The sequence below is a fragment of the Streptomyces sp. AC512_CC834 genome (assembly GCF_019049325.1).
Lineage (GTDB): Bacteria > Actinomycetota > Actinomycetes > Streptomycetales > Streptomycetaceae > Streptomyces.
In genome coordinates this window covers 50,058-65,092 of the sequence record NZ_JAGMUO010000016.1, presented here as the reverse complement: position 1 = coordinate 65,092, position 15,035 = coordinate 50,058, and the positions used below count along the sequence as shown (strand labels likewise).

The 15,035-nt window shown below is 69.9% G+C and carries 6 protein-coding genes, 1 tRNA gene and 1 rRNA gene; 7 read left to right on the top strand and 1 reads right to left on the bottom strand.

Translation table 11 applies throughout. The features are described 5' to 3' along the window. The 3 genes from rrf to KUM40_RS06635 all read left to right on the top strand — a co-directional run. A 5S ribosomal RNA gene (rrf, locus tag KUM40_RS06645) occupies window positions 1-106 on the top strand; the annotation flags it as partial. Between the two features lie 115 nt (window positions 107-221). Next, window positions 222-884 (top strand): DegT/DnrJ/EryC1/StrS family aminotransferase, encoded by a 663-nt coding sequence (locus tag KUM40_RS06640; protein WP_217163848.1) that lies wholly within the window; start codon window positions 222-224, stop codon window positions 882-884. Window positions 885-991: 107 nt separating this feature from the next. Continuing rightward, a tRNA-Thr gene (locus KUM40_RS06635) sits at window positions 992-1,067 on the top strand. A gap of 48 nt (window positions 1,068-1,115) precedes the next feature. Here the strand turns inward: KUM40_RS06635 and KUM40_RS06630 are convergent. Continuing rightward, the gene (locus KUM40_RS06630) at window positions 1,116-3,866 is read right to left on the bottom strand and encodes a SpoIIE family protein phosphatase (RefSeq protein WP_217163845.1); all 2,751 of its coding nucleotides are present in this window, start codon (window positions 3,864-3,866) and stop codon (window positions 1,116-1,118) included. 391 nt (window positions 3,867-4,257) lie between these two features. Here KUM40_RS06630 and KUM40_RS06625 point away from each other — a divergent pair, with 391 nt between their 5' ends. The 4 genes from KUM40_RS06625 (at window position 4,258) to KUM40_RS06610 (ending at window position 15,022) form a co-directional block, all read left to right on the top strand. Next, window positions 4,258-9,768, top strand: coding sequence for a HAMP domain-containing protein (locus KUM40_RS06625; RefSeq protein WP_217163843.1), 5,511 nt, complete (start codon window positions 4,258-4,260; stop codon window positions 9,766-9,768). 457 nt (window positions 9,769-10,225) lie between these two features. Further along, entirely contained in the window at window positions 10,226-10,903 is a 678-nt protein-coding gene (locus tag KUM40_RS06620) for a two-component system response regulator (RefSeq protein ID WP_217163842.1), read from the top strand. Window positions 10,904-11,119: 216 nt separating this feature from the next. Next, entirely contained in the window at window positions 11,120-13,873 is a 2,754-nt protein-coding gene (locus KUM40_RS06615) for a DNA translocase FtsK (protein WP_217163839.1), read from the top strand. Between the two features lie 261 nt (window positions 13,874-14,134). Continuing rightward, window positions 14,135-15,022, top strand: a complete 888-nt coding sequence (locus KUM40_RS06610) for a helix-turn-helix domain-containing protein (RefSeq protein ID WP_217163837.1) — start codon at window positions 14,135-14,137, stop codon at window positions 15,020-15,022. Window positions 15,023-15,035: the final 13 nt, after the last annotated feature.

The following is a 15,035-nucleotide window of genomic DNA, read 5'->3' as shown; positions in this document are numbered from 1 at the left end:
TAGCGTAGGGGAAACGCCCGGTTACATTTCGAACCCGGAAGCTAAGCCTTACAGCGCCGATGGTACTGCAGGGGGGACCCTGTGGGAGAGTAGGACGCTGCCGAACAATCTTTAGAAGGGGCTGGTCCCGGAACTTCGGTTCCGAGACCAGTCCTTTTTTGCTTTCCGTCACTTCAAGTTCACGTTGCGCGCCGACCATTCATCGTATGGGTACTGCAGCAATGCTCAGGGCCGCCGGCGTGGGCGTCGGCGACGAGGTCGTCGTACCTGCCTTCGGGAACGTGGAAGTCGCCGAGGCCGCCGCCCTGGTCGGTGCGTCGCCGGTGTTCGCCGACATAGATCCGGGGACGTACTGCCTGGACGCCTCCGGGGTGGAGGCTGCGCTGACGCCTCGGACCGCGGCCATTGTCGCCGTGCACCGGTTCGGGCGGCCGGCGGACCTGGGTCCGCTGCACGCGGTCGGACAGCGGCACGGGCTGCTCGTCCTGGAGCAGGGCGAGTCCGAGGTGCCGTACGACGAGATAGCGCGGCGCAGGCAGCGGGCGGCCTATCTCGACGTCAGATTGCGGGGTGTGCGCACCCCCGACTGGGGTGACGGGCACACCTATCAGCAGTACGTGGTGCGGGTGCCGGGGAACGGGCGGCCGGATCGTGACGCCTTCGCCCGTGCCGTACGGGCCAGGGGAGTCGAATGCCGGGTGCCGGTGAAGACGCCCGTGCACCGGATGCCCGGATTTCGGCGATGTGTGTCCTTGCCGGAAACGGAGCGGGCCGTCGACGAGACCCTCGCGCTGCCGGTCGAGGCCGCGTTGACCAAACGGGACATGCAGCGGATCGTGTCCGCCTGCAATTCGCTCGGCGGGCTGCTGCAGCCGGCGTACTGAAAACAAGAAGGCAAGAAGGCAAGAAGGCAAGTCCGTGGTTTGAGGCACCGGCTTGTTCGGGGTATGATCTATTCCGTTGCCGCGAGGGAAGCCTCGGAAAGCAACAGGCCCCTATAGCTCAGTCGGTAGAGCGTCTCCATGGTAAGGAGAAGGTCAACGGTTCGATTCCGTTTGGGGGCTCCAGCACAAAGGCCCCGCCCCTTTCGGGCGGGGCCTTTCGCATGCCCTGTGTCAGTCCGCGTGGGGCTCCGGGACGCGCATCGCGAGGATCGCCATGTCGTCGGACGGGGCGTCGGACGCGAAGCGTTCCACCGCACGCATGATGCGGGCGGCCACCGCGCCGGCCGTCAGGCCCGTGCAGGTGGTGAGGACGTCGGCGAGGCCGTCGTCGCCCAGCATGCGCGTGCCCTCGCGGCGTTCGGTGACGCCGTCCGTGACGCAGAGCAGGACGTCGCCCGGGTCGAGGGTGACCCTCTGCTCGTAGAGCTCCAGGTCCTCGATGACGCCGAGGAGGGGCTGCGGTTCGGCGGCCGGCTCGACCGTGCCGTCCTGGCGCAGTCGCAGTGGGAGGGGATGGCCGGCGCAGACCACCTTCAGTTCCGCGCTGCCGTCCTCCTGCGGGCGCATCTCGCCGTACAGCAGCGTGAGGAAGCGGCTGCGGGCGCCCTCGTCGAGGATGGCGGAGTTGAGGCGCTCCAGGACCGCGGGACCGCTGAGGCCCTCGCGGGCGAGCAGGCGCAGGGCGTGCCGGGCCAGGCCCGTGACGGCCGCCGCGTTGGGGCCGGTGCCGCAGACGTCGCCGATGGCGAAGCCGTAGGCGCCGTCGCTGATCGGGAAGAGGTCGTAGAAGTCACCGCCGACCTCGTTGCCCTCGCCGGCCGCGCGGTAGATGACCTCGACCTCGACGCCGTCGATGAGGGGCAGCTCGGGCGGCAGGAGGCTGCGCTGGAGGGACTGGCTGATCGCCGTGCGCTCCGAGTACAGCCTGGCGTTGTCCAGGGCCAGGGCGGCCCGTCGGGACAGGTCCTCGGCGAGTTCGAGGATCTCCTGGCGGAAGTGGTCGTCGGTGGGCTTGCCGAGGGTGAGCATGCCGATGACGCGGTTGCGCGCGACCAGCGGGAGGACCACCGTCTCGCCGCCGACGGCGGAGGCCGTGGCGAGGGTCGGGCCGATGCCGGTGCTGAGCTGGTAGGTCGGGCCGCCGCTCAGGCCGAGGTCGCGCATGGAGGTGCGCAGCGCCGCCTGGTGGGCCATCTCCGCGGGCGCCGTCCAGACGCGGGCGCCCGGGGTGGGTACCGGGTCGGGCGGGGCGATCTTCGACAGCAGGGACTTGATGCCGTCGATGAGTTCCTCGTCCTCGTGCAGCACGTAGGACAGGTACGGGTCCGAGGCCTGGTCGGCGATGGTGTAGACGGCGCACCAGGTGGCCAGCGTCGGGACGGTCATCTGGGCCATCAGGGCCAGCGTCTGGTCGCGGTCGAGGGTGCCGGCGAGGAGGTCGGAGGCCTCGACGAGGAAGCTGAGGGAACCTCGGCGCAGCCGCTCCAGCTCGCCGAGGCGCGCCGACTCGACGGCCAGCGCGATGCGGTCCGCGGCGAACTGAAGGCGCAGCGCCTCCTCGTTGGAGTACCGGCCGGCGGACTCGGCCGCGACGCCGAGGGAGCCGGTGAGGCGGCCCTCGACCTTGAGGGGGACGGTGACGACCGAGCGCATGCCCGTGCCGTGGAGCAGCGGGACCGCGCCGGGGACGGCCTCGAGGTCGTCGTGGACGGCGGGCATGCGCGCCGAGCCGTAGCGGCCGGGGCCGGCCTCGACGGGGACGCGGGCGAAACGCTGGCGGGCGGAGGGCAGGCCGGTGGAGGCGCGGACCTCCAACTCCGTTTCGTCGTCGGTCGCCAGGAGCAGGAAGGCGGCGTCGGCGTCGAGCATGTCGCGGGCGCGTTCGACCGTGCGCTGGAGGAGACCGTCGAGGTCGTCCGGGGCGGGGGAGCCGATGAACACCTCGAAGGGGTCGGCGCTCTGGCCCTCGGAGGACGAGGAGTCGGAGGCCTGCACGCGCAACGGAGTCTGCAGCACCGCCCGTTCGTGGTCCCGGACGAGGAGGCAGACCGTGGAGGGTTCGCCGCCGGCGTCGCGGACGCGGAGGTGGGAGGCGTAGACCGGGGTGACGCGGCCGTTGGCGCCCCTTATGCCGTAGCTGCCCTCCCAGCGGGAGAGCTGGAGTGCCTCGGCGATGCCGGTGCTGGTGCCGGGGGTGTGCGGCCAGGCGGCGATGTCGGTCAGCGGCTTTCCGACGACCTGCTCGGCGGAGTAGCCGAAGAGATCGTCGGCGTCCTCGTTCCAGGACGTGACGGCGCCGGTGCGGTCGATCTGGACGACGGCGACGCGGACCCTGCCGTCGGCCAGGGGCAGCAGGGCGGCGGGGAGGGAGGGGCCCGCGGTGCGGGTGCCGACCGGACGCTCGGGCAGATGCAGGTGGAACCAGACGTTCTTCAGCGTGGGCGAGTACTCGACGCCCCACCGGTCGGCCAGGGCCGCGCACAGTTGGAGACCGCGGCCGCCCTCGCGGTCGGGGCTGCCCATGTCGGCGGGGGAGCCCTGGAGGGGCACCTCGCGCTCGGGGTAGTGGTCGGCCACCTCGATCCGTACGCCGTCGTCGCTGCGCAGGCACAGGACGTCGGCGGTGGTGCCGGCGTGTACCACGGCGTTGGTCACCAGTTCGCTTGTGAGCACCACGGCGTCGTCGACGATGTCGGCATGGCCCCAGCCCTGAAGCGTGTCGCGGACGAAGGCCCGGGCGCTCGCCACGGATCGTCCGACGGGCTCGAAGCTGGCGGCCGCACGCGCGGTGATCACAGAACTCCTCGACCCTCTCTCCCCGGGCACGGCCTCATGGCCGACCGGCTCGCGCCGCTGCTGCGGCAGTCCACCCGTCGGCCCGGGATCCGGGGGCTGCTCCCCCGGGATCAGTCCGGTGGTCATTCCGGCCGCCCCTCCGTGCCCGCTCGTCTTCGTGCCGCTGCCCGGGCCGGACGGACCGGCTTGGCTGGACAGCCGCATGCAAGGTTACTTACCTTCGCCGTCCATGCGGATGCCGGTCTGCAGTGTTTCCGCCCAGAGGGTGTGCGGACGATGTGCGAAGCTGCCGAACTGTTATGGCCTGGTTCGGCCGGGGTGAAACACTGGGCAGGCTTCTTATGAAGGTCCGGGCAGGTGAATGCGCACCCAGCGCGGTGGGCAGCAGCCCTGGAAGCGGTCCGGTGAGCCGGGCCGGACCGCCCGGCAGCACAGGAAGAACGCGGCAGTAGCCGGTCCGCCCGAGCGGTGGCGGCCGGGCACAGCAGTATCGGTCGACCCCTGCGGGAGGGACACAGTGGAGTCTGGCGCAGCGACGCGGGCCACGAAGACGCGCGCGAAAGGCGGACAGTCCCTGAGTAGCCAGGGCAAGTCGCGGGGTGGGAGTACGCGCAGCGGCGGCAGTACGACGGTGGACACGGCCGCGCTGAACCGGCTGCTCGCGGCTCTCGTGTCGATGCGGGAGGGGAACTTCCGCAGGCGGCTCACGGTGTCCGGTGACGGAGTGATGTCGGAGATCGCGGCGGTCTTCAACGAGGTGGCCGACCGCAATCTCCAGCTCACGGGTGAGCTGGCGCGGGTGCGGCGCACGGTCGGGCGTGAGGGAAAGCTCACGGAACGGCTGGAGACGGGGGCCTGCGAGGGCTCCTGGGCGACCGCGATCGACAACTCGAACGCGCTGGTGGACGACCTCGTGCGGCCCGTGTCCGAGGTCAGCCGGGTGCTGTCGGCGGTGGCGGACGGTGACCTGTCGCCCCGCATGGAACTGCGGACGCAGAGTGACGAGGGCACCGGGCAGCCGCTGCGCGGGGAGTTCCTGAAGGTCGGCCGGACCGTGAACAACCTGGTCGACCAGTTGTCGACGTTCACGGACGAGGTCACGCGGGTGGCCAGCGAGGTCGGTACCGAGGGCAAGCTGGGCGGCCAGGCCCGGGTGCGCGGTATGTCGGGTTCGTGGAAGGACCTGACGGACTCCGTCAACACGATGGCGTACCGGCTCACCGCTCAGGTGCGGGACATCGCGCTGGTGACGACGGCGGTGGCCAAGGGTGATCTGTCCCGGAAGGTCACGGTTCACGTGGCCGGCGAGATGCTGGAGCTGAAGAACACCGTCAACACGATGGTGGACCAGCTCTCCGCGTTCTCGTCCGAGGTGACGCGGGTCGCCCGGGAGGTGGGCACCGAGGGTGCCCTGGGCGGGCAGGCGCAGGTGCCGGGCGTGGCCGGGGTGTGGAAGGAGCTGACCGACTCCGTCAACACCATGGCCGGGAACCTGACGGCCCAGGTGCGCGAGATCTCCCACGTGACGACGGCGGTCGCCAACGGCGATCTGTCGAAGAAGGTGACGGTGCCGGCCCGTGGCGAGGTCGCGCAGCTCGCCGAGACGATCAACCAGATGACCGAGACGCTGCGGATCTTCGCGGACGAGGTCACGCGGGTGGCCAACGAGACCGGTGGCGAGGGGCAGCTCGGCGGGCAGGCGAACGTGCCGGGTGCGGCAGGCATCTGGAAGGACCTGACGGACTCCGTCAACACCGTCTTCCGGAACCTGACCACCCAGGTCCGCGACATCGCCGCGGTGACGACGGCCGTGGCCAGCGGCGACCTGTCGCAGAAGGTCACCGTCGACGTGGCCGGCGAGATGCTGGAGCTGAAGAACACCGTCAACACGATGGTGGACCAGCTCTCCGCCTTCGGTGCCGAGGTCACGCGGGTGGCGCGTGAGGTCGGGGTCGAGGGCGAGCTGGGCGGTCAGGCGCAGGTGCCCGGGGCGGCGGGTACGTGGAAGGACCTGACGGACTCGGTCAACACGGCGTTCCGCAACCTCACCGGTCAGGTGAGGAACATCGCCCAGGTGACGACGGCCGTGGCCAACGGGGACCTGTCGCAGAAGGTCACCGTGGACGTCTCCGGCGAGATGCTCCAGCTCAAGAACACCGTGAACACGATGGTGGACCAGCTCTCCAGCTTCGCCGACCAGGTCACGCGGATGGCCCGGGACGTGGGCACGGAGGGCCGCCTCGGCGGTCAGGCCCGGGTCGACGGGGTGTCGGGCACCTGGAAGGAGCTGACGGACTCCGTCAACTCGATGGCCGGCAATCTGACCTCCCAGGTGCGCAACATCGCCCAGGTGACGACGGCCGTGGCGCGGGGCGACCTGTCCCAGAAGATCGACGTCGACGCGCGCGGCGAGATCCTCGAGCTGAAGAACACCATCAACACGATGGTCGACCAGTTGTCCTCCTTCGCCGAGCAGGTCACCCGGGTCGCCCGCGAGGTGGGCACGGAGGGCCGCCTCGGCGGCCAGGCGCAGGTGCCCGGCGTCGCCGGTGTGTGGCGCGACCTGACCGACTCCGTGAACGGCATGGCCGGCAATCTCACCGCGCAGGTGCGCAACATCGCGCAGGTCGCGACGGCGGTGGCCCGCGGTGACCTGTCCCAGAAGATCACCGTGGACGCGCGCGGGGAGATCCTCGAGCTGAAGAACACGCTGAACACGATGGTGGACCAGCTTTCGTCGTTCGCCCAGGAGGTCACCCGGGTCGCCCGCGAGGTGGGCACCGAGGGCATCCTCGGCGGCCAGGCGGAGGTGCAGGGCGTCTCCGGCACCTGGAAGGACCTCACGCAGTCCGTGAACGGCATGGCCAACAACCTGACCATGCAGGTCCGCAACATCGCCGAGGTCACCACCGCCGTGGCCAAGGGCGACCTGTCGAAGAAGATCACGGTCGACGCCAAGGGCGAGATTCTCGAGCTGGTCACCACCGTCAACACCATGGTCGACCAGTTGTCGTCGTTCGCGGAGCAGGTCACGCGGATGGCCCGCGAGGTGGGCACGGAGGGCATCCTCGGCGGTCAGGCGCACGTGCCGGGCGTCGTGGGCATCTGGAAGGACCTCAGCGACAACGTCAACCTGATGGCGAAGAACCTCACCGTTCAGGTGCGGAACATCTCCCAGGTGGCCGCGGCCGTCGCCAACGGCGATCTGACGCGGACGGTGACGATCGAGGCGCGCGGTGAGGTGGCGCAGCTCGCCGACACGTTCAACACCATGGTGAAGACGCTGAGTTCGTTCGCGGACCAGGTCACCAAGGTGGCCCGCGAGGTGGGTACGGACGGCATCCTCGGCGGTCAGGCGCACGTGCCGGGCGTGTCCGGCACGTGGAAGGACCTCACCGAGTCGGTGAACCAGATGGCGTCCAACCTGACCGGTCAGGTGCGCAACATCGCCATGGTCACCACGGCGATCGCCAAGGGCGACCTGACCAAGAAGATCGACATCGACGCGCGCGGCGAGATCCTGGAGCTGAAGACGACCATCAACACGATGGTCGACCAGTTGTCCTCGTTCGCCGAGGAGGTCACCCGCGTGGCCCGTGAGGTGGGCACGGAGGGGCAGCTCGGCGGTCAGGCACGCGTGCGGGACGTCGACGGCACCTGGCGGGACCTGACCGAGTCCGTGAACGAGATGGCCGGGAATCTCACCCGGCAGGTGCGTGCCATCGCGCGCGTGGCGACCGCGGTGACGCGCGGCGACCTGAATCTGAAGATCGACGTGGACGCCTCCGGCGAGATCTCCGAGCTTCAGGACTACATCAACAAGATGATCGCCAACCTGCGCGACACCACGATCGCCAACAAGGAGCAGGACTGGCTCAAGGGCAATCTGGCCCGGATCTCCGGGCTGATGCAGGGCCGCCGGGACCTCCAGGACGTGGCTTCGCTGATCATGAGCGAACTGACGCCGGTGGTCTCCGCGCAGCACGGCGCGTTCTTCCTCGCGATGCCGCTGGTCGACGGCCAGGATCAGGCGGGGGCCGAGGAGGACCGCTACGAGCTGCGCATGCTCGGGTCGTACGGCTACTCGATGGGTTCCATGCCCACCTCGTTCCGGCCGGGGGAGGCGCTGGTCGGCACGGCCGCCCAGGAGAAGCGCACGATCCTCGTGGAGAACGCGCCCAGCGGCTACCTGAAGATCTCCTCCGGGCTCGGTGAGGCCCCGCCCGCCCAGGTGATCGTGCTGCCGGTGCTGTTCGAGGGGCAGGTGCTCGGCGTCATCGAGCTGGCGTCCTTCACGCCGTTCACGCACATCCAGAAGGACTTCCTCAACCAGATCGCCGAGATGATCGCGACCAGCGTCAACACCATCTCCGTCAACACCAAGACGGAGGTGCTGCTGAGTCAGTCGCAGGAGCTGACCGAGCAGCTTCGGGAGCGGTCGGAGGAGTTGGAGCAGCGGCAGAAGGCGCTCCAGTCGTCCAACGCCGAACTGGAGGAGAAGGCCGAGCTGCTGGCGCAGCAGAACCGCGACATCGAGGTGAAGAACACCGAGATCGAGGAGGCGCGGCAGGTCCTGGAGGAGCGGGCCGAGCAGCTCGCGGTCTCCATGCGCTACAAGAGCGAGTTTTTGGCCAACATGTCGCACGAGTTGCGTACGCCGCTCAACTCACTGCTGATCCTGGCCAAGCTGCTCGCCGACAACGCCGACGCGAACCTGACCCCGAAGCAGGTCGAGTTCGCCGAGACGATCCACGGCGCCGGGTCCGACCTGCTCCAGCTCATCAACGACATCCTCGACCTGTCCAAGGTCGACGCGGGCAAGATGGACGTCTCTCCGACGCGCATCGCGCTCGTCCAGCTCGTCGACTACGTGGAGGCCACCTTCCGGCCGCTGACCGCGGAGAAGGGCCTGGACCTGTCGGTGCGGGTGTCGCCCGAGCTGCCCGCCACGCTGCACACCGACGAGCAGCGGCTCCTCCAGGTGCTGCGCAACCTGCTGTCCAACGCGGTGAAGTTCACCGACTCGGGCGCCGTCGAGCTGGTCATCCGGCCGGCCCGGGACGACGTTCCGCTGAGGATCCGGGAGCAGTTGCTGGAGGCCGGTTCGATGAACGACGCGGACACCGAGCTGATCGCGTTCTCCGTGAGCGACACGGGCATCGGGATCGCGGCCAGCAAGATGCAGGTGATCTTCGAGGCGTTCAAGCAGGCCGACGGCACCACCAGCCGCAAGTACGGCGGTACGGGCCTGGGGCTGTCCATCTCGCGGGAGATCGCGCAACTGCTGGGCGGCGAGATCCACGCGCAGAGCGAGCCGGGCCGCGGCTCGACGTTCACGCTCTACCTGCCGCTGCGCCCCAGCGAGTTGCCCCCGCACGGCTTCCAGCAGGCCCTGCCGTCCGTGGCGGCCGGTGAGCTGCCGGTGTCCTCGGGCGCCACGGCCGAGCTGCCGGGCGGGGAGATCGAGACGCCGGCCGAGGTGAGGTCGTACCAGGACTCGCAGAGCGGCGCGGCGGCGCTCTTCCGGCGTCGGCGCAAGTCGGTCGCCGAGACCGAGGACCGGCCCGCGGCCCAGGAGCGGCAGCCGGGCATCGGGCAGGAGACGGGCACCGGGCAGGAGACGGTGCCGCAGCCGACCCGCGGGATCCGGTTCGGCGGGCAGAAGGTGCTGATCGTCGACGACGACATCCGTAACGTCTTCGCGCTCACCAGTGTCCTGGAGCAGCACGGCCTGTCCGTGCTGTACGCCGAGAACGGGCGTGAGGGCATCGAGGTCCTGGAGCAGCACGAGGACGTCGCGGTCGTCCTGATGGACATCATGATGCCCGAGATGGATGGATACGCGACGACCACGGCGATCCGCCGGATGCCCCAGTTCGCCGGCCTGCCGATCATCGCGCTGACCGCGAAGGCGATGAAGGGCGACCGGGAGAAGGCGATCGAGTCGGGCGCGTCCGACTACGTGACGAAACCGGTCGACCCCGACCACCTGCTGACGGTGATGCAGCAGTGGATGCGCGAGGAGTGAGCGCCGGGAGCCGGAGAGAAGGGAAGCGGAGGGATGGGAAGCGGAGGGACGTGGAGGGGCGTGGTCGGTACGGCCGGAGACCGCGCCCGGAGTACGTTCGGGCACGGTCTGCGGGTACCTACGGGCACCTCCCGTGCGGCTCGCTCCGGCAGTGTGCGAACGTGGGGTGTGCGTAAACGGCGGGAACCTTCGGAGTCCACGCGCGGTCGCTGACTGGGCGTGCCCGGAGCCGTGTAGAAGTACGGGATTCGGGGAACCTTCTGGTCCCCCGCCACGTTTCTGCTACGTGCACAGTGACATCGCGGTGACAGGGTGTGGCGACAGGCGGGGTGCGGCTACGATGACCGGCACAAGGACGGGCGGCGCAAGGGAGTCGTCCCCCGGGGCGGCACCCGCCGGTGCCGCGCCAAGTCCTGCGGACAGGGGAGGCCCCACGCCGGGGCGAGGAGGGCGGGCCATGGTGCAGAAGGCCAAGATCCTCCTGGTCGATGACCGGCCGGAGAATCTGCTTGCGCTGGAGGCGATCCTCTCGGCGCTCGATCAGACGCTGGTGCGGGCATCGTCCGGGGAGGAAGCGCTCAAAGCGCTGCTCACGGACGACTTCGCGGTCATTCTGCTGGACGTCCAGATGCCGGGCATGGACGGTTTCGAGACCGCCGCGCACATCAAGCGGCGGGAGCGGACCCGGGACATCCCGATCATCTTCCTCACCGCGATCAACCACGGGCCGCACCACACGTTCCGCGGGTACGCGGCGGGTGCGGTGGACTACATCTCCAAGCCGTTCGACCCCTGGGTGCTGCGCGCCAAGGTCTCGGTCTTCGTCGAGCTGTACATGAAGAACTGCCAGCTCCGCGAGCAGGCGGCGCTGCTCCGGCTCCAGTTGGAGGGCAACGACAAGGCCGCGGCAGCCGGCGAGGCCAAGGAGCCCGCGGGGCTGCTCGCCGAGCTTTCGGCACGGCTGGCGGCCGTGGAGGAGCAGGCGGAGGCGCTCTCCAAGCAACTGGGCGACGAATCGACGGACGCGGCGGCGGTGGCGACGGCCGCCCATCTGGAGCGCAAGCTCACCGGGCTGCGACGGGCACTCGACGCCCTGGAGCCGGGCGCCTCCGGAGGCCAGGCCGCCGTCAACTGACGGGCCGCGAGGCCGGTGGGACGAGACCCGTGCCACGACCACGACCTGTGCGACGACCCGTGCGACGACCCGTGCGACGGCCGGTGAGGCGGTTTGTGAGGGCTTGTCAGGGGCTGTACCGGAAGCGTCAGTTCCGGTGCCTCGTGTGAGCGACACGAACGGGTGAAGCGGTAGGCACACGTGTCGACTGGCGTCTCCACCGGTAACCTCACACCTATGGCCTCACGTCCCGCCGCAGCCAAGAAGCAGCCCGCGAAGAAGGCTGCCGCTCCCGCGAAGGGTCCGGCGAAGAAGGCCGCCGCGAAAAAGGCGCCCGCGAAAAAGGCTCCGGCCAAGAAGGCCGCGGCGAAGAAGCCCGCGCCCAAACCGGCTCCGAGTCCCACCGGAGGCGTCTACCGGCTGGTGCGCGCGCTCTGGCTGGGCCTCGCGCACGGAGTCGGGGCCGTCTTCCGCGGCATAGGGCAGGGCGCCAAGAACCTCGACCCGGCCCACCGCAAGGACGGCGTCGCCCTGCTGCTGCTCGGCGTCGCCCTGATCGTCGCCGCGGGCACCTGGGCCGACCTCAAGGGTCCCGTCGGCGACCTTGTCGAGATCCTCGTGACCGGCGCCTTCGGCCGCCTCGACCTGCTCGTGCCGATCCTGCTCGGAGCCATCGCCGGGCGCCTGATCCGGCACCCCGAGAAGCCCGAGGCCAACGGGCGGATCGTGATCGGCCTGTCCGCCCTCGTCATCGGCGTGCTCGGCCAGGTGCACATCGCCTGCGGCTCACCCGCCCGCGGCGAGGGTATGCAGTCCATAAGGGACGCCGGCGGCCTCATCGGCTGGGGCGCGGCGACCCCGTTGTCGTACTCGATGACCGACGTGCTGGCCGTGCCGCTGCTCGTGCTGCTCACGCTCTTCGGGCTGCTGGTCGTCACGGCCACCCCGGTCAACGCGATTCCGCAGCGGCTGCGGCAGCTCGGGGTGCGGCTCGGCGTGGTCGGCGAACCGGAGGCGGACGCGTTCACCGACGACGACGAGCGCTACGACGACCAGTGGCGCGAGGCGCTGCCCGCCCGGTCCCGCGGGCGCGGGGAACCGGCCGCCGCCGAGCCGTACGACCCCGACGCGGCCGAGCAGGAGGCGCTCACCCGGCGCCGCGGCAGGCGCCGCAGGTCCGCCGTGCCGCAGCCCGAGATGAACCGCCCGATGGACGCCGTGGACGTCGCCGCCGCGGCCGCCGCCGCGCTCGACGGAGCCGTGCTGCACGGGATGCCGCCCTCGCCGCTGGTCGCCGACCTCACCCAGGGCGTGAGCACCGGGGACCGCGAGTCGTCGACGCCGACCCCCACGCCGGTGCCGGCCGCGCGCCCGCAGCCGGGCAAGCTCAAGAAGGACGCCGCCAAGACGCGCGAGGCCGACTCGGCGGACGGCGAGGTCCCCGACCTCACGAAGACCCCGCTGCCCAAGGAACGGGATCTGCCGCCGCGCGCCGAGCAGCTCCAGCTCTCCGGCGACATCACCTACTCGCTGCCGGCCCTCGACCTCCTCACGCGCGGCGGCCCCGGCAAGGTGCGCAGCGCCGCCAACGACGCCATAGTCACCTCGCTGACCACCGTCTTCACCGAGTTCAAGGTCGACGCCGCCGTCACCGGCTTCACCCGCGGCCCGACGGTCACCCGCTACGAGGTCGAGCTGGGCCCCGCCGTGAAGGTCGAGCGGATCACCGCGCTGACCAAGAACATTGCGTACGCCGTCGCCAGCCCCGACGTGCGGATCATCAGCCCGATCCCCGGCAAGTCCGCGGTCGGCATCGAGATCCCCAACACCGACCGGGAGATGGTCAACCTCGGCGACGTGCTGCGCCTCGCGGAGTCCGCCGAGGACGACGACCCGATGCTGGTCGCCTTCGGCAAGGACGTCGAGGGCGGCTACGTCATGCACTCGCTGGCGAAGATGCCGCACATACTGGTCGCCGGCGCCACCGGCTCCGGCAAGTCGTCCTGCATCAACTGCCTGATCACCTCGATCATGATGCGGGCGACCCCCGAGGACGTCCGGATGATCCTGGTCGACCCCAAGCGCGTCGAGCTGACCGCGTACGAGGGCATCCCGCACCTGATCACGCCGATCATCACCAACCCGAAGCGGGCCGCCGAGGCGCTCCAGTGGGTCGTGCGCGAGATGGACCTGCGCTACGACGACCTCGCGGCCTACGGCTACCGGCACATCGACGACTTCAACCGTGCGGTGCGCGAGGGCAAGGCCAAGGCGCCCGAGGGCAGCGAGCGCGAACTCTCGCCGTATCCGTACCTGCTGGTGATCGTGGACGAGCTGGCCGACCTGATGATGGTCGCTCCGCGCGACGTCGAAGACTCGATCGTGCGGATCACGCAGCTCGCGCGGGCGGCCGGTATCCACCTGGTGCTCGCCACCCAGCGGCCGTCCGTGGATGTCGTCACCGGTCTGATCAAGGCCAACGTGCCCTCGCGGCTGGCGTTCGCCACGTCCTCGCTGGCGGACTCGCGGGTCATCCTCGACCAGCCGGGCGCCGAGAAGCTGATCGGCAAGGGCGACGGCCTCTTCCTGCCGATGGGCGCGAACAAGCCGACCCGTATGCAGGGCGCCTTCGTGACCGAGGAGGAGGTCGCGGTCGTCGTCCAGCACTGCAAGGACCAGATGGCGCCCGTCTTCCGCGAGGACGTCACCGTCGGCACCAAGCAGAAGAAGGAGATCGACGAGGACATCGGCGACGACCTCGACCTGCTGTGCCAGGCGGCCGAGCTGGTCGTCTCCACGCAGTTCGGGTCGACCTCCATGCTCCAGCGCAAGCTGCGCGTCGGCTTCGCCAAGGCCGGGCGGCTGATGGACCTGATGGAGTCGCGGAGCATCGTCGGGCCGAGCGAAGGCTCAAAGGCTCGTGACGTTCTTGTGAAGCCTGATGAGCTGGACGGCGTGCTCGCGCTGATCCGGGGGGAGTCTGAAGGGTAGGAACGGTACGCGCGAGGATCGTGCGACGGAGGGGCACGAGGCCGGACGGCCGATCGTGACTCACCCGTTAGGGATCATTGAGCAACCGTTTCCCCACGGCCTACGTCAAGTTGAGGGAAGTGACAAACAGGTAGTCCACCATCGGGGTGCCGGGCCATTCCGATGGCGTACAAAGTCGTACCGCCCGGTTGCCCCACCCGTTTGTACCCCCCCTAGACTGAACGTCCAGCACAGGCGGCCAACCGCTCGAAAGGCGCCCCCGTGTCCATCGGCAACTCCCCTGAAGACGAGCGTCCGATCGAAGACGTGTCCCAAGACGTGTCCGAGGACGTCTCTGAAGACGTTTCCGAAGACGTTTCCGAGGAAGCCCGCCCCTCCGTCGGCCGTGCCCTGCACCAGGCTCGGATCGCCGCCGGGCTGACCGTCGACGACATCACCACCGCCACCCGGGTCCGGATCGCCATCGTGCACGCCATCGAGGCGGACGACTTCGCGCCCTGCGGCGGCGACGTCTACGCGCGCGGCCACATCCGCACCCTGGCCAAGGCCGTCGGACTCGACCCCGCCGAACTGCTCGCCCGGTTCGACGCCGAGCACGGCGGACGCCCGGCGCCGACCCCCGCCGCGCCCCTGTTCGAGGCGGAACGCATCCGTCCCGAGCGACGCGGACCCAACTGGACCGCCGCCATGGTCGCCGCGATCGTCGCCGTGATCGGCTTCGTGGGGTTCACGTTCGTCAAGGGCGGCGACGACGGCGGCAACGAGGCGAGCGTCGCCGAGGGCTCCCAGCCGACGTCCGGCGAGTCAGCCTCGGCGAGCGCCGAGCCGAAGAAGCCCGCCGACCCCAAGCCGGAGCCGAGCGACAGCGCCATCGCCGCGGCCCCGGCGGACAAGGTCACCGTCAAGGTCACCGCCACCGACGGCCGAAGCTGGATCTCCGCCCAGGACCACAACGGCCGGCTGCTCTTCGACGGCCTGCTCAAGCAGGGCGACTCCAAGACCTTCCAGGACAACGAGAAGGTCAAGCTCGTCCTCGGCGACGCCGGCGCCATCCAGCTCTACGTCAACGGCAAGAAGATCGAGGACGACTTCCAGCCGGGCGCCGTGGAACGCCTGACGTACACGAAGGGCGACCCGCAGGTCGGATAGGGCGACCCGCAGG

Coding starts and splice junctions, on each gene's coding strand:
- KUM40_RS06640 (WP_217163848.1), top strand. CDS start 222: ATGCTCAGGGCCGCCGGCGTGGGCGTCGGCGACGAGGTCGTCGTACCT.
- KUM40_RS06630 (WP_217163845.1), bottom strand. CDS start 3,866: ATGACCACCGGACTGATCCCGGGGGAGCAGCCCCCGGATCCCGGGCCG.
- KUM40_RS06620 (WP_217163842.1), top strand. CDS start 10,226: ATGGTGCAGAAGGCCAAGATCCTCCTGGTCGATGACCGGCCGGAGAAT.
- KUM40_RS06615 (WP_217163839.1), top strand. CDS start 11,120: ATGGCCTCACGTCCCGCCGCAGCCAAGAAGCAGCCCGCGAAGAAGGCT.